At 39.7% G+C, this 20,554-nt stretch carries 22 protein-coding genes, 2 rRNA genes and 1 other annotated feature (1 of these 25 running past the window's edge); all 24 genes read left to right on the top strand.

The window, feature by feature from the left end; translation table 11 throughout:
* A 23S ribosomal RNA gene (locus tag ACN6MT_RS03580) occupies nt 1-395 on the top strand; it begins 2,542 nt to the left of the window's first position.
* 72 nt (nt 396-467) lie between these two features.
* Nucleotides 468-583: ribosomal RNA gene (rrf, locus tag ACN6MT_RS03575) — 5S ribosomal RNA — on the top strand.
* 447 nt (nt 584-1,030) lie between these two features.
* Entirely contained in the window at nt 1,031-1,492 is a 462-nt protein-coding gene (locus tag ACN6MT_RS03570; RefSeq protein WP_034675992.1) for a CtsR family transcriptional regulator, read from the top strand.
* Nucleotides 1,493-1,520: 28 nt separating this feature from the next.
* On the top strand, nt 1,521-2,069 hold the full coding sequence (locus ACN6MT_RS03565) for a UvrB/UvrC motif-containing protein (protein ID WP_034675995.1): 549 nt from the start codon (nt 1,521-1,523) through the stop codon (nt 2,067-2,069).
* 1 nt (nt 2,070) lies between these two features.
* A complete protein-coding gene (locus ACN6MT_RS03560; protein ID WP_419954804.1) occupies nt 2,071-3,144 on the top strand; it encodes a protein arginine kinase in 1,074 nt (357 codons plus the stop codon).
* Nucleotides 3,145-3,157: 13 nt separating this feature from the next.
* Nucleotides 3,158-5,599, top strand: coding sequence for an ATP-dependent protease ATP-binding subunit ClpC (gene clpC / locus ACN6MT_RS03555; protein ID WP_034676002.1), 2,442 nt, complete (start codon nt 3,158-3,160; stop codon nt 5,597-5,599).
* Nucleotides 5,600-5,695: 96 nt separating this feature from the next.
* On the top strand, nt 5,696-7,078 hold the full coding sequence (gene radA / locus ACN6MT_RS03550) for a DNA repair protein RadA (protein WP_034676005.1): 1,383 nt from the start codon (nt 5,696-5,698) through the stop codon (nt 7,076-7,078).
* Nucleotides 7,079-7,081: 3 nt separating this feature from the next.
* Nucleotides 7,082-8,155: a DNA integrity scanning diadenylate cyclase DisA gene (gene disA, locus ACN6MT_RS03545; protein WP_419954803.1), complete on the top strand. Its 1,074-nt coding sequence runs from the start codon at nt 7,082-7,084 to the stop codon at nt 8,153-8,155.
* A gap of 198 nt (nt 8,156-8,353) precedes the next feature.
* Nucleotides 8,354-9,439 carry a PIN/TRAM domain-containing protein gene (locus tag ACN6MT_RS03540; RefSeq protein WP_419954802.1) on the top strand — a complete coding sequence of 362 codons (1,086 nt, stop codon included), beginning with the start codon at nt 8,354-8,356 and terminating at the stop codon, nt 9,437-9,439.
* A 42-nt stretch (nt 9,440-9,481) separates the two neighbouring features.
* Nucleotides 9,482-10,171, top strand: coding sequence for a 2-C-methyl-D-erythritol 4-phosphate cytidylyltransferase (gene ispD, locus ACN6MT_RS03535; protein WP_419954801.1), 690 nt, complete (start codon nt 9,482-9,484; stop codon nt 10,169-10,171).
* A gap of 1 nt (nt 10,172) precedes the next feature.
* Complete coding sequence (ispF, locus tag ACN6MT_RS03530) at nt 10,173-10,655, top strand: 2-C-methyl-D-erythritol 2,4-cyclodiphosphate synthase (protein ID WP_034676014.1); 483 nt, start codon at nt 10,173-10,175, stop codon at nt 10,653-10,655.
* 72 nt (nt 10,656-10,727) lie between these two features.
* Complete coding sequence (gene gltX, locus ACN6MT_RS03525; protein WP_419954800.1) at nt 10,728-12,185, top strand: glutamate--tRNA ligase; 1,458 nt, start codon at nt 10,728-10,730, stop codon at nt 12,183-12,185.
* A gap of 384 nt (nt 12,186-12,569) precedes the next feature.
* Complete coding sequence (cysE, locus tag ACN6MT_RS03520; RefSeq protein ID WP_419954799.1) at nt 12,570-13,238, top strand: serine O-acetyltransferase; 669 nt, start codon at nt 12,570-12,572, stop codon at nt 13,236-13,238.
* Entirely contained in the window at nt 13,219-14,616 is a 1,398-nt protein-coding gene (gene cysS / locus ACN6MT_RS03515; RefSeq protein ID WP_034676021.1) for a cysteine--tRNA ligase, read from the top strand. Before cysE ends, cysS begins: the two co-directional genes overlap by 20 nt.
* A 3-nt stretch (nt 14,617-14,619) precedes the next feature.
* Nucleotides 14,620-15,054 carry a Mini-ribonuclease 3 gene (locus tag ACN6MT_RS03510; protein WP_034676022.1) on the top strand — a complete coding sequence of 145 codons (435 nt, stop codon included), beginning with the start codon at nt 14,620-14,622 and terminating at the stop codon, nt 15,052-15,054.
* Entirely contained in the window at nt 15,041-15,790 is a 750-nt protein-coding gene (gene rlmB, locus ACN6MT_RS03505; RefSeq protein WP_034676025.1) for a 23S rRNA (guanosine(2251)-2'-O)-methyltransferase RlmB, read from the top strand. Before ACN6MT_RS03510 ends, rlmB begins: the two co-directional genes overlap by 14 nt.
* Before the next feature lie 2 nt (nt 15,791-15,792).
* Entirely contained in the window at nt 15,793-16,302 is a 510-nt protein-coding gene (locus ACN6MT_RS03500) for an NYN domain-containing protein (RefSeq protein ID WP_034676028.1), read from the top strand.
* A 117-nt stretch (nt 16,303-16,419) separates the two neighbouring features.
* Complete coding sequence (gene sigH, locus ACN6MT_RS03495) at nt 16,420-17,025, top strand: RNA polymerase sporulation sigma factor SigH (RefSeq protein WP_052106397.1); 606 nt, start codon at nt 16,420-16,422, stop codon at nt 17,023-17,025.
* A 112-nt stretch (nt 17,026-17,137) separates the two neighbouring features.
* Complete coding sequence (rpmG, locus tag ACN6MT_RS03490; RefSeq protein ID WP_082799595.1) at nt 17,138-17,284, top strand: 50S ribosomal protein L33; 147 nt, start codon at nt 17,138-17,140, stop codon at nt 17,282-17,284.
* 49 nt (nt 17,285-17,333) lie between these two features.
* A complete protein-coding gene (gene secE, locus ACN6MT_RS03485; RefSeq protein ID WP_034676034.1) occupies nt 17,334-17,516 on the top strand; it encodes a preprotein translocase subunit SecE in 183 nt (60 codons plus the stop codon).
* A gap of 295 nt (nt 17,517-17,811) precedes the next feature.
* A complete protein-coding gene (nusG, locus tag ACN6MT_RS03480) occupies nt 17,812-18,345 on the top strand; it encodes a transcription termination/antitermination protein NusG (RefSeq protein ID WP_419954798.1) in 534 nt (177 codons plus the stop codon).
* Nucleotides 18,346-18,540: 195 nt separating this feature from the next.
* Entirely contained in the window at nt 18,541-18,966 is a 426-nt protein-coding gene (gene rplK / locus ACN6MT_RS03475) for a 50S ribosomal protein L11 (protein ID WP_192654866.1), read from the top strand.
* Between the two features lie 119 nt (nt 18,967-19,085).
* A complete protein-coding gene (gene rplA / locus ACN6MT_RS03470; protein ID WP_034676044.1) occupies nt 19,086-19,784 on the top strand; it encodes a 50S ribosomal protein L1 in 699 nt (232 codons plus the stop codon).
* 52 nt (nt 19,785-19,836) lie between these two features.
* Nucleotides 19,837-19,983 (top strand) — a sequence feature (ribosomal protein L10 leader region).
* 33 nt (nt 19,984-20,016) lie between these two features.
* The gene (gene rplJ / locus ACN6MT_RS03465) at nt 20,017-20,517 is read left to right on the top strand and encodes a 50S ribosomal protein L10 (RefSeq protein WP_034676047.1); all 501 of its coding nucleotides are present in this window, start codon (nt 20,017-20,019) and stop codon (nt 20,515-20,517) included.
* Nucleotides 20,518-20,554 lie beyond the last annotated feature (37 nt).

Here is a 20,554-nt window from a genome sequence, read left to right as displayed (position 1 = left end):
TCGGCTCATCGCATCCTGGGGCTGTAGTCGGTCCCAAGGGTTGGGCTGTTCGCCCATTAAAGCGGTACGCGAGCTGGGTTCAGAACGTCGTGAGACAGTTCGGTCCCTATCCGTCGTGGGCGCAGGAAATTTGAGAGGAGCTGTCCTTAGTACGAGAGGACCGGGATGGACGCACCGCTGGTGTACCAGTTGTCTTGCCAAAGGCATCGCTGGGTAGCTATGTGCGGACGGGATAAGTGCTGAAAGCATCTAAGCATGAAGCCCCCCTCAAGATGAGATTTCCCATAGCGTCAAGCTAGTAAGAACCCTGAAAGATGATCAGGTTGATAGGTCAGAGGTGGAAGCGCGGTAACGTGTGGAGCTGACTGATACTAATCGTTCGAGGACTTAACCAATTTTAAGGTGAACTCGTTTTTACACACTTCTTCTGATTATCTAGTTTTGAGGGAATGATACCTCAAAAACAGTCTGGTAATAATGGCGAGAAGGTCACACCCGTTCCCATACCGAACACGGAAGTTAAGCTTCTCAGCGCCGATGGTAGTTGGGACTTTGTCCCTGTGAGAGTAGGACGTTGCCAGGCACATGAAGCACAACCTGATAAGGGTTGTGCTTTTTTGTATTGTTCGGCAGTGTTAAGAAGAAGATTAGGAAATCTTGCCCGCACTGGTCTACTTTTATAGAAACTGGTAACGAATAGAGAGCAATCGTTACCATGCGGCTCAACTATTTACAAAAATGGTAACGAATAGCCCTTATTCATGTCCATAATCCTACTTTTTATAAAAAACGGTAACGAAAAAATTAAACCTACCACTTACTCCAAAAAGACACTAATTACCTCAAACTAATTTCATCGCAACAACCTAAACCAATACCAATTACCTAAAAACAAATTAATCAATCCATACAGGTTTCACATCTGCGAAATATGGAGAAAATCATTAGTAGCAGTTTGTTTGCAACTACATAAAATTTTCAGTATAATTAATGTCAAATATAGTCAAAGTCAGAAGAAGGAGGTGGGAAGATGAGAAACATCTCCGATATTATTGAAAAGTATCTAAAACAAGTATTAGAAATGAGTGAACAGGAACATGTAGAAATTAAACGCAGCGAGATAGCGGATAAATTTCAATGTGTACCATCACAAATCAATTATGTTATTAATACGCGCTTTACCATTGAACGAGGGTATATCGTAGAAAGTAAACGTGGGGGAGGCGGATATATCCGAATCATGAAGGTTCAATCCCATGATTTAGTCGACCTAATTGATCATTTGCTGTCACTCATTGATAAGCGAATCGCACAAACGACTGCGGAAGATGTAATTTACAGACTAGTCCATGAGGAGATAATTACAAAACGAGAGGCAAAAATAATGTTAAGTGTTATTGACCGTTCAGTCCTTTATATTGATCTTCCATTCCGAGACGAATTACGTGCACGAATGTTGAAAGCGATGTTAACATCATTGAAATATAAATAATCTATATCAGCTAGAGAGGTGAAATAAAATGATTTGCCAGGAATGTAATCAACGGCCTGCTGCACTGCATTTTACAAAAATCATCAACGGGGAAAAAACCGAGGTAAACCTTTGTGAAAAATGTGCCCAAGAAAAGGGCGAGATGTTTATGTTTACTGGGGGATCAGGCTTTACTTTTAATAACCTATTAGCGGGTCTATTAAATATTGATCCTACTGTTCAAAAACAAAATCAAAATACGTTTCATCAAGAAGAAGTACTTCAGTGTAATAGATGTTCAATGACATTTCCACAATTCATTAAAGTGGGTCGTTTCGGATGTGCCCATTGCTATGAAACATTTAAGGAACAGCTTCCACCGGTCTTAAGGAGACTTCACAGTGGAAATGGGACACACAGTGGTAAAATTCCAAAGAGAATTGGTGGAGGAATACACCTTAAAAAGCAAGTTGAAAGTCTTAAAAATGAACTAAAAGAGCTGATTAAACAAGAGGAATTTGAGGAAGCAGCTAAGATTCGAGATGAAATTCGCTCACTCGAAAAAGAATTACCTGGCAGTAGTAAGGGAGGGGAATAACGTGTCGCTTGAACGTTTTATTAATCAAGCAGTCAGCTCGTGGATGAGCGAGGAGGGACCTGATTCAGATATTGTCCTTAGTTCCCGAATCCGTTTAGCCCGAAACTTTGAGAACTTTAAATTTCCAACACTATTTTCCCATGAAGAAGCACAATCGATTATTTTGAAAATGGAAGAAATCCTGAGTGAGTCTAACTTTACAAAGTTTGGGAAAATGGAATTACTAAAAATTGATGACATCCAGCCTCTTCAAAAAAGGGTATTAGTAGAAAAGCACCTGATAAGTCCTAATTTAGCAGAAGACGCACCATATGGCGCCGTTCTATTAACCGAAAATGAAGAAGTTAGTATTATGATAAATGAAGAGGATCACATTCGTATTCAATGTTTGTTTCCTGGGCTGCAACTAACCGAGGCATTGGAGGCAGCAAATGAAGTAGATGATTGGCTGGAAAGTCACATTCACTTTGGATTCGATGAGAAGCATGGCTATCTTACCAGCTGCCCTACAAACGTGGGAACAGGTCTTCGCGCTTCAGTCATGATGCACTTACCAGGATTGATGTTAACACAGCAAATCAATCGAATTATTCCTGCAATAAATCAACTGGGATTAGTAGTAAGGGGGATTTATGGCGAAGGGAGTGAAGCGCTTGGAAATATATTTCAAATTTCCAACCAAATTACTCTAGGAAAATCTGAGGAAGATATTTGCCGCGACCTTAAGGGTGTTGTAAGTCAGTTAATTTCACAAGAAAGGTCCGCTCGTGAAGCATTACGGAAAACTTCAAACATACAATTAGAAGATAGAGTGTTTCGTTCTTATGGTGTGTTATCCAATTGTAGAATTATTGAAACAAAAGAGGCTGCAAAATGCCTTTCTGATGTCCGCCTAGGAATTGATATGGGATACATTAATCATCTTCCTAAGAATATATTAAATGAATTAATGATTCTAACCCAGCCTGGTTTCCTGCAGCAGTATGCAGGCGGGCATTTAAGAGCAAATGAAAGAGATATCCGACGAGCAGCATTAATTCGAGAACGATTAAAAATGGAGCAAGATAAAAGGTGAGGAGGAATGGAATATGATGTTCGGCCGTTTTACTGAGAGAGCTCAAAAGGTTTTAGCTTTAGCGCAAGAGGAAGCAATTAGACTGGGTCACAACAATATTGGAACTGAGCATATTTTATTAGGTTTAGTCCGTGAGGGAGAAGGCATTGCCGCTAAGGCGCTTTATGGGCTTGGATTAGGTTCAGAAAAAATTCAAAAAGAAGTGGAATCGTTAATCGGGAAAGGCCAGGAAGCATCCCAAACGATCCACTACACACCACGGGCGAAAAAGGTAATTGAATTATCGATGGATGAAGCTAGAAAACTAGGACATTCTTATGTTGGAACAGAGCATATCTTACTCGGTTTAATCCGAGAAGGTGAGGGAGTTGCTGCAAGAGTTCTTAATAATCTTGGAGTTAGCCTAAATAAAGCACGTCAACAGGTATTACAATTACTAGGCAGTAATGAATCAGGCGGTCATCAGGGAGGAGCATCAGTAAGTGCCAATACCCCGACCCTTGACAGCCTTGCTAGAGATTTAACAGCCATCGCGAGAGAAGGAAGTTTGGATCCTGTAATCGGAAGAAGCAAGGAGATCCAGCGGGTAATTGAAGTATTGAGCCGCCGTACAAAAAATAACCCTGTGTTAATCGGTGAACCAGGAGTAGGTAAAACCGCTATCGCTGAAGGACTTGCACAGCAAATCGTAAATAATGAAGTACCTGAAATTCTTCGTGACAAGCGGGTTATGACGCTGGATATGGGTACCGTAGTAGCTGGTACCAAATATCGCGGTGAATTTGAGGACCGTTTGAAAAAAGTAATGGATGAAATACGCCAAGCAGGCAACATTATTCTCTTTATTGATGAATTACACACGTTAATTGGAGCTGGTGGAGCAGAAGGAGCGATTGATGCTTCTAACATTCTAAAACCTTCTCTGGCACGTGGAGAACTCCAATGTATAGGTGCAACGACACTGGATGAATACCGAAAATATATTGAAAAGGATGCTGCATTAGAACGCCGCTTCCAGCCAATTCGTGTTGATGAACCAACGGCTGAAGAGTCCATTCGTATACTAGAGGGTCTTCGTGATCGTTATGAAGCCCATCACCGTGTATCGATTACAGATGAGGCAATTGAAGCTGCAGTAAAGCTATCTGACCGCTACATTTCTGATCGATTCCTGCCAGATAAAGCAATTGACTTAATTGATGAAGCAGGATCTAAGGTTCGATTACGTTCTTACACAACACCGCCAAATTTGAAAGAATTAGAAGTAAAGCTTGATGAAGTTCGTAAGGAGAAAGATTCTGCTGTTCAAAGCCAAGAGTTTGAAAAAGCAGCATCCTTACGAGATACAGAACAACGTCTGCGTGAGCAGCTTGAAGAAACGAAGAAAACATGGAAAGAAAAGCAAGGTAAAGAAAACAGTGAGGTCACTGTTGAGGATATTGCAAGTGTTGTTTCAAGCTGGACGGGAATACCTGTCTCCAAGCTAGCTGAAACAGAAACGGCTAAATTACTTAATTTAGAGGAACTCCTGCATTCCCGTGTGATTGGTCAGGAGGAAGCTGTTAAGGCCGTTTCTAAAGCAGTTCGTCGGGCTAGGGCAGGCTTAAAGGATCCAAAACGCCCTATCGGTTCTTTTGTTTTCCTTGGCCCTACTGGTGTAGGTAAAACCGAGTTGGCACGAGCACTTGCTGAGGCAATGTTTGGTGATGAAGATGCCATGATTCGGATTGATATGTCAGAATACATGGAGAAGCATTCTACTTCTCGCTTGGTGGGCTCACCTCCGGGATATGTGGGTTATGAAGAAGGCGGTCAATTAACGGAAAAGGTTCGTAGAAAGCCATACTCAGTTATCTTGCTTGATGAAATTGAAAAGGCACACCCAGATGTGTTCAATATCTTACTGCAAGTTCTTGAAGATGGCCGCTTAACGGATTCTAAAGGAAGAACGGTTGACTTCCGTAATACGGTTCTGATTATGACTTCCAACGTTGGTGCAGAAGCACTAAAACGCAACAAATATGTGGGCTTTAATATTCAAGATGGAGACCAGGATTATAAGGACATGAAGGGTAAAGTAATGGAAGAATTGAAAAAGGCCTTCCGTCCAGAATTCATAAACCGTATTGATGAAATCATTGTCTTCCATGCTTTAGAGAAAAAGCATCTTGGAGAAATTGTTACCCTTTTATCTGACCAGCTTGTAAAACGATTAAAAGAGCAGCATATTTCTTTAGAGTTAACCGATGCAGCAAAAGACAAAATATCTATCGAGGGTTATGATCCTGAATACGGTGCCCGTCCATTACGCAGAGCTATTCAAAAACATATTGAAGACCGCCTCTCTGAAGAACTGTTAAAAGGTACAGTATTAACAGGGCAGCATGTTATAATTGATGTTGATAATGGTGAATTCTTAGTTAGAACGGCAGAAAAAACGACTCTAACTAAATAACCAGATTCGATACTATTTGGAGCAACTAAAAGGGGTACACGTTATAAGTCTCGACCGTGTACCTCTTTTTCTATTTAGAGTCAGGAGTAGATAGATATGGTCAAACGAAAAACGAAGTTCATGTGTCAGGAGTGTGGGTATGAATCTCCTAAATGGTTAGGAAAATGCCCAGGCTGCGGAGAATGGAACAAAATGGTGGAGGAAGTTGAGGTAACTGGCGGAAATAGAAGGGGCGCCTTCGCTCATTCTCAAGGGGTCTCAACATTGGCAGCTAAACCAACGCCTATTACTGCCATTGAATCCTTGTCAGAACCGAGAATTCTTACCGATTTAAATGAACTTAATCGAGTCTTAGGCGGTGGAGTGGTTAAAGGATCACTAGTTCTAATCGGTGGTGACCCTGGCATCGGTAAATCAACTCTCCTTTTACAGGTATCCTCTCAACTTGCGAATAAAGGCAATCAGGTCTTATACATATCAGGCGAGGAATCGCTGAGGCAAACAAAGCTTCGAGCTGAAAGACTGGGAATTAAATCTGAAAATCTTCTCGTGTATGCTGAGACCAATCTAGATGAAATTAGTCGAACGATTGAAAATACAAATCCAAGTTTTGTGATTATTGATTCCATTCAGACGGTTTTCCATCCGGAAGTAACGTCGGCACCAGGGAGCGTCTCACAAGTTCGTGAATGTACATCAGAATTAATGAGGATTGGGAAAACAAAGGGCATTGCTATCTTTATTGTTGGTCATGTAACAAAAGAAGGGTCCATAGCTGGACCAAGGCTGCTCGAGCATATGGTAGATACTGTTCTCTACTTCGAAGGGGAAAGGCACCATACATATCGTATTTTACGTGCTGTAAAAAACCGTTTTGGATCAACCAATGAAATGGGTATTTTTGAAATGAAGGAATTTGGACTGGATGAGGTTGCAAATCCATCGGAAATATTCCTTGAAGAGAGGTCGCAAGGCGCAGCAGGCTCCACTGTCGTTGCTTCAATGGAAGGGACACGTCCTGTACTTGTCGAAATTCAGGCTTTAATATCTCCGACAAGCTTTGGAAACCCAAGAAGAATGGCAACAGGGATTGACCATAATCGTGTTCCATTATTAATGGCAGTTTTAGAGAAGCGGATGGGAATGCTTCTTCAGAATCAAGATGCCTATCTAAAGGTCGCAGGAGGCGTGAAGCTAGATGAACCAGCCATCGATTTAGCGATCGTTGTAAGTATCGCCTCAAGCTTTCGTGATAAACCTACGAGGGCAACGGACTGTATTATAGGAGAGGTTGGGTTAACAGGAGAGGTGCGAAGAGTCTCGAGAATTGAACAGCGTGTTCAGGAAGCTGCAAAGTTAGGGTTCGAACGGGTTATTCTGCCTGCCAATAATTTGAGCGGCTGGCAGGGTCCGAAAGGTGTGGAACTAATCGGGGTTTCGACTGTAGCAGAAGCTTTAAAAGCAGTGTTAGGGGTGTAGAACATGGAGAATAAAAAGCTGGGTGAACAAACTGTTAGTGAAGTTTTACAGTTTATTGCCCCAGGTACACCTATTCGTGAAGGTATTGATAATGTATTAAGAGCAAATACTGGAGGACTTATTGTTGTTGGTTACAATGATAAAGTTAAAGGTATCGTAGATGGCGGTTTTCAAATTAATTGTCCTTTTTCACCAAGTTATCTTTATGAGCTAGCCAAAATGGATGGTGCAATTATCTTAAATGAATTAGGGAATACTATTCTTATTGCCAATGCCCAGCTTGTTCCTGATTCCGAAATACCTGCTTCGGAGACCGGTATGCGCCACCGCACCGCTGAACGAGTAGCCAGGCAAACAAAGGCACTTGTTATTGCTATATCTCAAAGAAGAAATGTCATAACCTTATATCAAGGAAACTTCCGTTACGCCCTTAAAGATATTTCTGTCATATTGACCAAGGCAAATCAGGCGATTCAAATGCTGGAAAAGTATAAAGCAGTCCTTGAGCGGAGCATTGCCGGTCTAAGTATTTTAGAGTTCGAAGAATCGGTTACATATAACGATTTCTTACTCGTTCTCCATCGGTTTGAGATGGTACTAAGAATTAAAAATGAACTCATTACTTACTTGAATGAATTGGGAACAGAAGGCAGGCTCATTCGCTTGCAAATGAATGAAATATTGACAGATTTGGAAGAAGAGACAGCCCTGATTATTAAGGACTATGCCCTTGATAGAGAAATCAAGTCGAGAGATGTTCTTAAACGAATGCAAGTGTTAACTAGTAATGGGACATTAGATGATATGGCAATACTAAAACTAATGGGGTATCAAGGATATACTCCTCTTGATGAAAGCAAGCATCCTCGTGGATATCGGATTCTAAATAAAATTCCCCGTCTTCCCGTTGTAATAATTGAAAACATTATATCTAGCTTCGGTGAGTTTTCAAATATTATATCAGCCTCGGTTGAAGAATTAGATGATGTAGAAGGAATTGGTGAAATCCGTGCAAAAAAAATCAAGGAAGGCTTACGATTAATTAAAGAGAGATTATATACAGAGCGGCATTTGTAGCTTACCTTACGAGTAAAGTGTACAATTTACGTTTGTTTGACAGGGCATTTTTCCAGTGCTACCCTATGAATTGAAAAATATTTTTTACTATAGAAAAGTAACTTTCATGATTTAAAATTCACACTTTGACCAAAATAATCATTAAACGAAGGTTTCATTTTTGGGAATATGTTTATAATGAGTAGAGGAGGTGAAGGAATGTTAAAACGTATTGTTCAAGCATGCTTTCTTATAACTGGTGGTACGCTTGGAATATTATTGATCCCACAATTGTTAAAAGTAATTAATTTTGATGACATTCCAATAATCAGTAACTCGTATGCCGCGGCTATTATAGGTGCAATTATTTTTTATCTTATTACTTTTTGGGCAGTAGATTATGTACTAGAGTTTATTAAATGGGCTGAAGACTCACTGGTAAAAATCCCGGTAACAGACGTGATTTTTGGCAGTTTAGGATTAATTTTTGGCTTATTGGTAGCCTTTTTAATCGGTTTTGCTCTAAATGCAGTTCAAGTACCTATTCTTAATGCTGTCGCTCCTATTTTGCTGACATTATTATTTGGATACCTTGGCTTTCAGGTTGGATTTAAGAAAAGGGATGAGCTGTTAAATCTCTTTGGCAGCCGTGGAAAGAAGAAATCAGGGGAAGACGACACTGAAAAGTCAGAGGGACAATCATTGAAAATCTTAGATACGAGTGTCATTATTGACGGCCGTGTTGCGGATATTTGTCAAACCGGATTCCTAGAAGGAACAATAGTAATTCCTCGCTTTGTACTTGAGGAATTACAGCATATTGCTGATTCATCAGACGTGTTAAAGCGAAACCGTGGAAGACGAGGCTTAGATATTCTAAATCGCATTCAAAAGGAACTAGCGATAAAAGTTGAGATTTATGAAGGTGATTTTGATGAAATTCAAGAAGTGGACAGTAAGCTTGTAAAACTAGCGAAGATTACAAGTGGAATGCTTGTTACGAACGATTTTAATCTTAATAAGGTATGTGAATTACAGAACGTTTCTGTATTAAATATTAATGATTTAGCCAATGCCGTAAAACCAGTAGTGCTGCCTGGGGAAGAGTTATCAGTACAGGTAATCAAAGATGGTAAAGAATATCACCAAGGTGTAGCATATCTTGATGACGGCACAATGATTGTGGTGGAAGAGGGACGAGAATATATCGGAAAAAGAATCGATGTTCTTGTAACGAGTGTGCTTCAAACCTCTGCAGGTAGAATGATTTTTGCAAAACCAAAATTATTGGAAAAGGCATTATAATTTACGGATCAATAGACAGAAAGAATAGAATGGAGATTTATTATGGCTTATCAAGTCATTATTCCGGCCGCTGGTCAGGGGAAGAGGATGGGGGCAGGGAAAAACAAGCTTTTATTAGAACTAAATAATATGCCTGTATTAATTCATACTTTAAAGGTCTTTGATGAAGATGAGTTATGTGACGGAATAATTTTAGCTGTTAACCCGCTCGATACCGAGGAGTTTAAAAATCTGTTAAATAAGTATAAGGTGAAGAAGGTGCTGGATTTAGTTCCCGGTGGAAAGGAACGTCAGGATAGCATTTATAATGCATTGAAAACTGTGAAGAATGATGGAATTATTCTTGTTCATGATGCCGCTCGGCCTTTTATTCTTAAGGAGCATATTCACCGATTACTAGATACAGCACAAGAAACAGGTGCAGCAATTATTGGAGTACCAGCAAAGGATACCATGAAAACAGTAGGGAATCATGTGGTCATGGCAACTGTTGAAAGATCCAGCTTGTGGGCTGTTCAAACCCCACAAGCTTTTCGTTTTTCTGTTCTTTTTAAAGCCTATGAACAGGCAGAGAAGGATCACTTTATTGGTACGGATGATTCTAGTTTGGTAGAACGAATTTCTCATCCAGTCACAATGGTGGAAGGAGATTATGATAATATCAAGCTTACCACCATCGAGGATTTATTTTTTGCAAAAGCAATACTAGAGAAAAGACAAGGGAGTTTTTAAAATGTTTCGTATTGGACAAGGTTTTGATGTGCACCAATTAACCGAGGGTCGGCCGTTGATTATAGGCGGAATTACCATTCCCTATGAAAAAGGATTGCTTGGTCATTCTGATGCAGATGTATTATTACATACCATCTCGGATGCTTGTCTTGGGGCGATTGGTGAAGGGGACATTGGCAAGCATTTTCCGGATACAGATCCAAACTTTAAGGATGCAGATTCGGCTAAACTTATGGAGCAAGTATGGCAGCTCGTAAAAGATAGAGGCTATGAACTTGTTAATGCAGACTGTACAATTATTGCACAAAAACCCAAAATGGCACCTTATATACAGCCAATGAAAGAGAGAATAGCTGAATTATTAAACGCTTCTCCCGAACAAATTAATGTAAAGGCAACAACAACAGAGAAGTTAGGCTTTACAGGCCGCGGTGAAGGAATTGCTTCACAAGCAGTCGTTTTGTTAAAAAAGGTTAACATATAGTCTTTATTGCTGAAATCTACAATGGTAAAATAAATCAGATATAAGAAATCAATGTTATATGGAGGCATAATAATGTCAAATGAAGTTCGTGTAAGGTATGCTCCAAGTCCGACTGGACATTTACATATTGGAAATGCCCGTACTGCATTATTTAATTATTTGTTTGCACGCAGTCAAGGCGGCAAATTTATTATCCGTATTGAGGATACAGATAAAAAGCGGAATATTGCCGGCGGGGAAGAAAGCCAATTAAAATATCTTAAATGGTTAGGGATGGATTGGGACGAAAGTGTCGATGTCGGCGGCGAATATGGACCTTACCGGCAGTCTGAAAGAAATGATATTTATCAAACCTATTATAATCAATTATTAGAAAATGGCCATGCCTATAAATGCTACTGTACAGAGGCAGAAATTGAAGCAGAGCGGGAAGAGCAGATGGAGAGAGGAGAAACTCCTCATTATTCAGGAAAGTGCCGCCATTTAACAGCTGAGGAACGCGCAAAATTAGAAAGTGAAGGACGCGAGCCAAGCATTAGAATAATGGTACCGGAAGGAAAAACTTACACCTTTGATGACATGGTAAAAGGAACTGTATCCTTTGAATCTGAAGGAATGGGCGATTGGGTTATCATTAAAAAGGACGGAACACCAACTTATAATTTTGCAGTAACCGTTGATGATTATCTAATGAAAATTTCGCATGTACTACGAGGTGACGACCATATATCTAACACTCCTAAGCAGCTTATGGTTTATGAAGCATTAGGCTGGGAACCGCCGATTTTTGGTCACATGACACTAATTGTGAATGAGAGTAGAAAGAAATTAAGTAAACGAGATGAATCCATTATTCAGTTTATCGAACAATATGAAGAATTAGGCTATTTGCCGGAGGCTTTGTTTAACTTTATTACGTTACTAGGTTGGTCTCCAGCGGGCGAAGAGGAACTATACTCTAAAGAGCAATTTATTGAAATCTTCGATGCAAATCGCCTATCGAAGTCACCGGCTTTATTTGATACCAATAAGCTAACATGGATGAACAACCAATATATGAAGAAGATAGATGTTGATCGAGTTCTAGAAGTATCTATGCCGCATTTAGTGAAAGCTGGACGTTTAGGTGAGAACTTGACTGGAGAGGAACAACAATGGGTAAAAGGTTTAGTTGCACTTTTACAGGAAAAAATGAGCTACGGTGCAGAGATTGTTGAACTTTCCGATATGTTCTTTAAAGATGAAGCTGAATACGAAGAAGACGCCAAGGAAGTATTATCAGGCGAGACAGTTCCAGAAGTACTTAAGGCATTTTCTGTGGAGCTTGACAAGATGGATAACTTTAAAGCAGACGAAATTAAGGCTGCGATGAAGGCCGTTCAAAAATCCACCGGCCAAAAGGGTAAAAATCTGTTTATGCCAATCCGTGCTGCTGTTTCCGGTCAAACTCATGGTCCAGATTTACCTCAAACGATTGAACTTTTAGGAAAAGGAAAAGTTTTAAATAGAATTCAAAAAATTATTGGTTAACATTAGCGACAAAATGTAATATAGTAAAAGAAATAATCTTTCTATATGAAAAAGTGTAGATGAGGAAAAGTAAGGTATGATGCTTTAAAGAGAAGACCATCACCGGCTGAAAGTGGTCTAAGCCTCTCATGTTTGAAAATGCACCTCTGAGTCCCATTTTGAAAAGATGAAAATCTTGTGTAAATATGGGCGGAACCTTTCCGTTAACAGGTAGAGTGAGACCAATGTAAGCTGTACATCTATAAGCTTACCGGTCTAATCAGAGTGGAACCACGCCAAACGCGTCTCTGTCGTTAAGACAGAGACGCGTTTTTTTATTTATTTGAAGAGCATGGGGATTATTTTAGACAGAAGCTTCATTACAATTAAGGGGGAAATGAGAAAATGTTCAAAAGGATGAAGGAGGATATTGAGGTTATTTTTGAACAAGATCCTGCAGCAAGAAGTTATTTAGAAGTAATCTTAACGTATTCAGGCTTACATGCAATTTGGGCACACCGAATTGCACATGCATTTTTCAAAAGAAAGTTTTATTTCCTTGCACGGGTCATTTCTCAAATTAGTCGCTTTTTCACAGGTATTGAAATTCATCCAGGTGCAAAAATAGGCAGGAGATTATTTATTGATCACGGTATGGGAGTTGTGATTGGAGAGACCTGTGAAATTGGTGATAATGTAACGGTATTTCAAGGCGTAACACTTGGGGGAACTGGGAAAGAGAAAGGGAAACGTCATCCAACCATTAAGGATAATGCTTTAATTGCAACAGGTGCAAAGGTGCTGGGATCTATCACCATTGGTGAAAATTCTAAAATTGGCGCAGGATCGGTTGTATTAAAAGAAGTACCGCCGAATTCCACAGTTGTTGGGGTCCCAGGAAGGGTAGTGATTCAAGATGGCAAACGAATTGGCAAGGATTTAGACCATTGTAACCTTCCCGATCCTATTGCGGATCGAATCAAAGATTTGCAAGTCGAACTAACTGAATTGCAGCAAGAATTAATTGAATTAAAGAAAGAAAGGAATAAAGTGAATGACCATACAACTGTATAATACTCTAACCCGTAAGAAAGAAACCTTTATCCCGCTCGAAGAAGGAAAGGTAAAAATGTATGTTTGTGGTCCGACTGTCTATAATTATATTCATATCGGCAATGCTCGTCCGGCGATTGTTTTTGATACCGTCCGCCGTTATTTTGAATACCGGGGCTATGACATCCAATATGTTTCCAACTTTACAGACGTAGACGATAAATTAATACGTGCTGCGAATCAGCTTGGAGAGGATGTTCCATCCATCGCAGACCGTTTCATCCAAGCTTATTTTGAAGATGTAACGGCATTAGGCTGCAAAAAGGCGGATATTCATCCACGCGTAATGGAAAATATGGATATTATCATTGAATTTATTGACCAGCTTATTAAAAAAGGTTTCGCTTATGAGTCAGAAGGGGATGTATATTTCCGGACAAGAAAATTTGATGATTATGGCAAGCTTTCCCATCAATCAATTGATGACTTGCAGGTTGGAGCCCGAATTGAAGTTGGTGAAAAGAAACAAGATGATATGGACTTTGCCTTATGGAAAGCGGCAAAAGAAGGGGAAATCTTTTGGGAAAGTCCATGGGGTATTGGACGCCCAGGCTGGCATATTGAGTGCTCGGCAATGGCAAAAAAATACCTAGGGGAAACAATCGATATTCATGCAGGCGGACAAGATTTAACGTTCCCTCATCATGAAAATGAAATAGCCCAATCAGAGGCACTTTCCGGAAAAACTTTTGCCCGGTATTGGATGCATAATGGATATATTAATATCGATAATGAAAAAATGTCTAAATCACTCGGAAATTTTGTTCTAGTACATGACATTATCAAAAAGCATAATCCGCAAGTTTTAAGATTTTTTATGCTTTCTGTTCATTACCGAAACCCAATTAATTACAGTGAAGAGTTGTTAGACAGCACAAAGGCAGCCTTTGAACGCTTAACAACTTCTTACCAAAATTTACAACATCGCAAGGAATCCAGTACAAATTTAACAAACAATAATCAAGAATGGCTCGAGAAGATAGATGTAATAGAGAATGAGTTTATAAAAGCGATGGACGATGATTTCAACACAGCAAAAGCAATTTCCGTTTTATTTGATCTATCAAAGCTGGCTAATTACTACTTATTAGAAAAAAACACAGCGGTAGAAGTAATTGATAAATTCACCGCACAATTTAATGAGTTATTTAATGTTTTAGGTTTGACGCTTGAAACAACAGAATTGCTAGATGAAGAAATTGACGCGTTAATTGAAAAAAGAATTCAGGCACGAAAAGACCGTAATTTTCAGCTATCTGATCAAATAAGAGATCAATTAAAGGAAATGAATATTATTTTAGAAGATACGCCGCAAGGTACGAGATGGAAAAGAGGCTAATCCATGCTTGATTATCAAGAAAAAGTAAATGCCAATCAATTGAATAGTCTTGCCTTAGCTTATATGGGTGACGCTGTATATGAGACATATGTCAGACGTCACCTCCTGCAAAGCGGCAAGGTTAAGCCAAATCATCTACACCGAGAGGGAACGACATACGTTTCCGCAAAGGCTCAATGCCAGGTACTATTTCGGATGATGGATGAAAGTCTCCTGTCAGAGGAGGAGCTGGCGGTGGTCAAGCGCGGGAGAAATGCTAAATCGGGCACTGTACCTAAAAACACAGATGTCCAAACCTACCATTATAGCACCGCATTTGAAGCATTAATTGGTTTTTTATATTTAACAGAGAAAACGGAACGATTAGAAGAACTTATCGTAAAGTCCTTTGAGTTTGTTGAAGAAAGAAAGGAGGAACTAGCGAATGAACGAAAATAAGGATTACATCATTGGAAAAAATCCTGTAATGGAGGCTCTGAGATCAGAAAGGGATATCAATAAGATCTTGATTGCAGAGTCCTCACAGCGTGGTCAAATGCAGCAATTAATTCAACTAGCAAAAGAGGCTAATGTAATTGTTCAATTTGTCCCAAAGAAAAAAATCGATCAGATATCCGATGAAAACCATCAAGGAGTTCTTGCCTATGTAGCTGCTTATCAATATGCAGAAATGGACGATTTATTTGCAGCTGCAGAAAAGAAAAATGAAGCCCCCTTCTTCTTGTTACTAGATGAAATTGAGGACCCTCATAATTTAGGTTCTATCATGAGAACCGCTGACGCAGTGGGAGCCCATGGAATTATTATTCCAAAAAGAAGAGCGGTTGGATTAACAGCAACCGTTGCAAAGGCCTCAACAGGTGCAATTGAACATATCCCGGTTGTACGTGTTACCAATATGGCGCGCACGATAGATGAATTAAAGGAGCGCGGTATTTGGATAGCTGGTACGGACGCGAGTGGAAAGCAAGATTATCGCCAATTTGATGGAACAATGCCAATCGGTCTTGTGATTGGAAGTGAAGGAAAAGGGATGGGGCGTCTGGTTAGAGATAAATGTGACTTCCTTATCAACCTGCCGATGGCTGGAAAGGTAACATCATTAAATGCGTCTGTAGCAGCCGCGTTATTAATGTATGAGGTATACCGCAGGCGGCATCCTCTAGAGGGATAGTTATGGATATTTTGCTTGTCGATGGATATAACATAATCGGGGCTTGGCCGGAGTTAAGGGCGTTAAGGGATCATGATTTGCCTGCGGCTAGGGACCGTTTGGTAGAAAGGATGGCAGAATACCAAGCTTTCTCTGGCTATCGCGTGATTGTTGTCTTTGATGCCTACTATGTCCAGGGGACTGAGAAGAAATATAAGAATCATAAGGTAGAGGTTATTTTTACAAAAGAAAACGAAACAGCGGATGAGCGAATTGAAAAGCTGGCGATTTCTTTAAACAACCGAAGGACTCAAATACATGTGGCTACTTCCGATTATACAGAGCAATGGGCAATTTTTGGACAAGGCGCTCTAAGAAAATCTGCACGGGAATTGCTTATCGAGATGTCCTCGGTTGAAAAAGGAATCGAAAAAAAGGTAAAAAAAATTCAAGAAAAAAGACCAGTCTCAAAAATACCGATTAGCAGCGAAGTGGCAGAAATTTTTGAAAAGTGGCGCAGAGGACAAAAGTAAGCGTTGACGTTCAAAAGTTACGGGCAGTATAATAATACTATCTATGCTTGTTCGGTGGAGGGGGATCTTAAATTGGGTACAGACTTCGGGGAAAAAAGCAACGAGCTATTTTTTTCAATGGAAGACGAGGAAATTGTTGATCTAGTGCACCAAGGGAATAGTGAGGCACTTGATTATTTGATCCACAAATATCGTAATTTTGTACGTGCAAAGGCAAGATCCTACTTCCTAATCGGTGCAGATAAGGAAGATATAGTACAAGAGGGAATGATTGGGCTATATAAGGCAATTCGCGATTTTCGCGAGGACAAGCTCACATCTTTTAAAGCGTTTGCAGAGTTGTGTATCACTAGACAAATTATTACCGCTATTAAAACTGCAACAAGGCAAAAGCATATACCGTTAAATTCCTATGTATCATTGGACAAGCCTATTTACGATGAAGAATCGGACCGGACCCTTATGGACGTTCTTTCTGGTGCAAAGGTTCTTGATCCAGAAGAATTGATTATTAACCAAGAAGAATTTGATCATATTGAAGTAAAAATGACAGAATTATTAAGCGACCTAGAACGAAAGGTTTTGGCACTGTATCTAGATGGACAATCGTACCAAGAAATATCAGAAGAGCTGAACCGTCATGTAAAATCCATCGATAATGCCCTTCAGCGAGTGAAAAGGAAATTAGAGCGCTATTTAGAAATAAGGGAATTTAGTCTTTAATTGTGGAATCGATGACAATTGTATGAATCCGCTAACACATGTTGTTGACAATAATTAGGGGTCATGTTACATTTTTAAAGATATATTAGATGGATGATGAAGGTGTTTAATGATGAGTAAAAAGATTATTCTGGCATGTGTTGAATGTGGTTCGCGTAATTATTCGACCCATGCAAATCAGTTGCAATCAGAACGATTGGAATTAAAAAAGTATTGCAAAACATGCGCCTCCCATACAATCCACAAAGAAACAAAATAATATTAATCTATACTAGCAATGTTATTCCGACAGTTGGAGGGTTATAGATATGCAGCGCTTAAAGAAATTCTTCAGTGACATTTTCCGTGAAATGAGAAAAGTTAGTTGGCCAAAACGCAAAGAACTAACACGCTATACCATTACAGTTTTCTCAACAGTTGCTTTCTTCGCAGCGTTTTTTGCTGTCCTAGATTTAGGTATTTCAAAATTGATTCGTTTTATTATTGAATAATAAAACGAATTTCATGGTATAATGGTAAATAATACAGGAAATTTTATCTAAAGCCCGTTTAACGGGTTTTTTCATTTGTCTAAAAAATATTTTACAGCAAGTCTTGATATTGCCACGCTGTTGATTTGTGCGGAAGGCACGAAGACTCCTGCAGGAGTACAGAGCAGGTGAGACCCCACAGGCGCTCGCGCCGAGGAGGCTCACCGCAACGCCTTAAGGTGCGCGAAGTGCCCGGAGCGCAAATCAACAGCATTATTATAAAGTACGGGGAGGGATGGACGTTTAGTCCTCTTGAATGGAAAAGAATTGGTATGTATTACATACTTACTCAGGTTATGAGAATAAAGTAAAAGCAAACTTAGAAAAACGTGTTGAATCAATGGGTATGACGGATAAAATATTCCGTGTAGTTGTACCAGAAGAAGAAGAAACAGAGATTAAAAATGGTAAAAAGAAAGTAGTTAAAAAGAAAGTATTCCCTGGCTATGTGCTTGTTGAAATCGTCATGACAGACGACTCATGGTATGTAGTGCGTAATACACCAGGTGTAACTGGATTTGTTGGTTCATCAGGAGCAGGATCGAAACCAACGCCACTTCTGCCTGATGAAGTTGTCGGAATTCTAAAACGCATGGGTGTGGATGAGAAACGAATCGATGTTAACTATGAAATTGGTGAAACTGTTCGAGTGAAAGAAGGTCCATTTACGAATTTCACAGGAACAGTTGAAGAAATGGATAAAGACAAATCGAAGCTTAAAGTTCTTGTTAACATGTTTGGTCGTGACACCCCGGTAGAACTAGAATTTACGCAGATTGATAAGCTATAATTTTAAGAAAAATTAATAGTAATTTCAAAAAAACTTGAAATCATTTTTAAAAAGTGGTAATATTTCATAGGTCAGTATGTCTCTTAATGAGACAAAGACTTTTGCTAAGATCTTTATCTTTATATAAAGACAGATACCTGAGTGGGAGGGTGTAAACCCTATTACCACATCACGGACTTTAAGGAGGTGTGTCTCGTGGCTAAAAAAGTAATTAAAGTTGTTAAATTACAAATCCCTGCTGGGAAAGCGAATCCTGCACCACCAGTTGGACCTGCACTAGGTCAAGCCGGTGTTAACATCATGGGATTCTGTAAAGAATTTAACGCTCGTACAGCAGATCAAGCTGGATTAATCATTCCTGTTGAAATTACGGTATTTGAAGACCGTTCATTTACATTTATTACGAAAACTCCTCCTGCTGCAGTTCTTTTGAAAGTAGCAGCTGGAATTCAGTCTGGTTCTGGCCAGCCTAACCGTAATAAGGTAGCAACAGTTAAGCGTAATACAGTACGCGAGATTGCGGAACAGAAAATGCCTGACCTAAACGCAGCAAGCGTTGAAGCAGCAATGCGCATGGTTGAAGGTACTGCTCGCAGCATGGGTATCGTTATCGAAGACTAATCCATGTAAACTGTTTTTTGTAATGAAGGGGGTTGCGTTACTTACGCAACCTTTATTCGTGGGAGGTAATTCCTGCAAAAGGTTATTCCGTTAAAACCACAATCTAGGAGGAAATAAAAATGGCTAAAAAAGGTAAGAAGTATTTAGAAGCTGCTAAGCTTGTTGATAACACAAAAGCTTACCCAGTTACTGAAGCAATTGAACTTGCAAAGAAAACAAACTTCGCTAAATTTGATGCGACATTAGAAGTTGCATTCCGTTTAGGCGTAGACCCTAAGAAAGCTGACCAACAAATTCGTGGTGCAGTAGTGCTTCCGAATGGAACTGGTAAGACTCAACGCGTATTAGTTTTCGCTAAGGGTGAAAAAGTGAAAGAAGCAGAAGCTGCTGGTGCAGATTATGTTGGCGATGCAGAATACATCAACAAAATCCAACAAGGTTGGTTTGATTTTGACGTAATCGTAGCAACTCCTGACATGATGGGTGAAGTTGGTAAACTTGGACGTACATTAGGACCAAAAGGTTTAATGCCAAACCCTAAAACTGGAACTGTTACATTTGATGTAACTCGTGCAATCAATGAAATCAAAGCAGGTAAAGTTGAGTACCGTGTTGACAAAGCTGGAAATATCCACGTGCCAATCGGAAAATCATCTTTCGAAAACGAAAAACTTGTTGAGAACTTCAATACTGTATTCGAAACAATGTTAAAAGTTAAGCCTGCAGCTGCAAAGGGAACATATATGAAGAACGTAACTGTTACTTCAACAATGGGACCTGGTGTGAAGGTTGACCCTTCAACTGCTTCAGCTAAGTAATTTATTACCAATTGACAAATATAGATACATTTTATATAATCTATTTTGTTGTTTAAATAAAACATTTGTACTGAAGACAGCAGGTGCTCTTTAGAGCTTAATTTCCTGCCGAGGTAATGCGATAGAATTGGCTGAAATCTTCGGCTATTGTATGCACCTCCATGTCTGACTCTTGATATGGAGGTTTTACTTTGCCTGGTATAAATGTAGAGAATCTACAGGAGGTGTAAAGATGAGCAGCGCAATCCAACAAAAAGTTCAAATCGTTGATGAAATTACAGCTAAGTTAAAAGCTAGTGTTTCAACAATCGTAGTTGACTACCGCGGGCTAACTGTTGCTGAAGTTACTGAACTTCGTAAGCAACTTCGTGAAGCTGGTGTCGACTTCAAAGTTTACAAAAACTCTATGACTCGTCGTGCAGCTGATGCAGCTGAACTTTCAGAGTTAAACGCAGCATTGACTGGTCCGAACGCTATTGCGTTCAGTACAGAAGATGTAGTAGCACCTGCAAAAATTCTTAATGACTTTGCTAAAAAGCATGATGCACTTGAAATTAAAGCTGGTGTAATCGAAGGCAACGTAGCAACAGTTGAAGAGGTTAAAGCACTTGCAGAACTACCTTCACGCGAAGGCTTGCTTTCTATGCTACTCAGCGTACTACAAGCTCCAATCCGCAACCTTGCTCTTGCTACAAAAGCAGTTGCAGAACAAAAAGAAGAACAAGGCGCGTAAGTTAAAACTTATCGCTTAACAAATAACGGAATGAAAA

The organism is Neobacillus niacini (assembly GCF_048572935.1).
Taxonomy (GTDB): domain Bacteria; phylum Bacillota; class Bacilli; order Bacillales; family Cytobacillaceae; genus Neobacillus; species Neobacillus niacini.
Note: the sequence above shows the minus strand (reverse complement) of the source record. Positions and strands in the feature narration are given on the sequence as shown.

Excerpts from the sequence above, each read along its gene's own strand:
- ACN6MT_RS03570 (WP_034675992.1), top strand. The coding sequence starts at position 1,031 with ATGAGAAACATCTCCGATATTATTGAAAAGTATCTAAAACAAGTATTA.
- ACN6MT_RS03565 (WP_034675995.1), top strand. The coding sequence starts at position 1,521 with ATGATTTGCCAGGAATGTAATCAACGGCCTGCTGCACTGCATTTTACA.
- clpC (WP_034676002.1), top strand. The coding sequence starts at position 3,158 with ATGATGTTCGGCCGTTTTACTGAGAGAGCTCAAAAGGTTTTAGCTTTA.
- radA (WP_034676005.1), top strand. The coding sequence starts at position 5,696 with ATGGTCAAACGAAAAACGAAGTTCATGTGTCAGGAGTGTGGGTATGAA.
- disA (WP_419954803.1), top strand. The coding sequence starts at position 7,082 with ATGGAGAATAAAAAGCTGGGTGAACAAACTGTTAGTGAAGTTTTACAG.
- ACN6MT_RS03540 (WP_419954802.1), top strand. The coding sequence starts at position 8,354 with ATGTTAAAACGTATTGTTCAAGCATGCTTTCTTATAACTGGTGGTACG.
- ispD (WP_419954801.1), top strand. The coding sequence starts at position 9,482 with ATGGCTTATCAAGTCATTATTCCGGCCGCTGGTCAGGGGAAGAGGATG.
- ispF (WP_034676014.1), top strand. The coding sequence starts at position 10,173 with ATGTTTCGTATTGGACAAGGTTTTGATGTGCACCAATTAACCGAGGGT.
- gltX (WP_419954800.1), top strand. The coding sequence starts at position 10,728 with ATGTCAAATGAAGTTCGTGTAAGGTATGCTCCAAGTCCGACTGGACAT.
- cysE (WP_419954799.1), top strand. The coding sequence starts at position 12,570 with ATGTTCAAAAGGATGAAGGAGGATATTGAGGTTATTTTTGAACAAGAT.
- cysS (WP_034676021.1), top strand. The coding sequence starts at position 13,219 with ATGACCATACAACTGTATAATACTCTAACCCGTAAGAAAGAAACCTTT.
- ACN6MT_RS03510 (WP_034676022.1), top strand. The coding sequence starts at position 14,620 with ATGCTTGATTATCAAGAAAAAGTAAATGCCAATCAATTGAATAGTCTT.
- rlmB (WP_034676025.1), top strand. The coding sequence starts at position 15,041 with ATGAACGAAAATAAGGATTACATCATTGGAAAAAATCCTGTAATGGAG.
- ACN6MT_RS03500 (WP_034676028.1), top strand. The coding sequence starts at position 15,793 with ATGGATATTTTGCTTGTCGATGGATATAACATAATCGGGGCTTGGCCG.
- sigH (WP_052106397.1), top strand. The coding sequence starts at position 16,420 with ATGGAAGACGAGGAAATTGTTGATCTAGTGCACCAAGGGAATAGTGAG.
- rpmG (WP_082799595.1), top strand. The coding sequence starts at position 17,138 with ATGAGTAAAAAGATTATTCTGGCATGTGTTGAATGTGGTTCGCGTAAT.
- secE (WP_034676034.1), top strand. The coding sequence starts at position 17,334 with ATGCAGCGCTTAAAGAAATTCTTCAGTGACATTTTCCGTGAAATGAGA.
- nusG (WP_419954798.1), top strand. The coding sequence starts at position 17,812 with ATGGAAAAGAATTGGTATGTATTACATACTTACTCAGGTTATGAGAAT.
- rplA (WP_034676044.1), top strand. The coding sequence starts at position 19,086 with ATGGCTAAAAAAGGTAAGAAGTATTTAGAAGCTGCTAAGCTTGTTGAT.
- rplJ (WP_034676047.1), top strand. The coding sequence starts at position 20,017 with ATGAGCAGCGCAATCCAACAAAAAGTTCAAATCGTTGATGAAATTACA.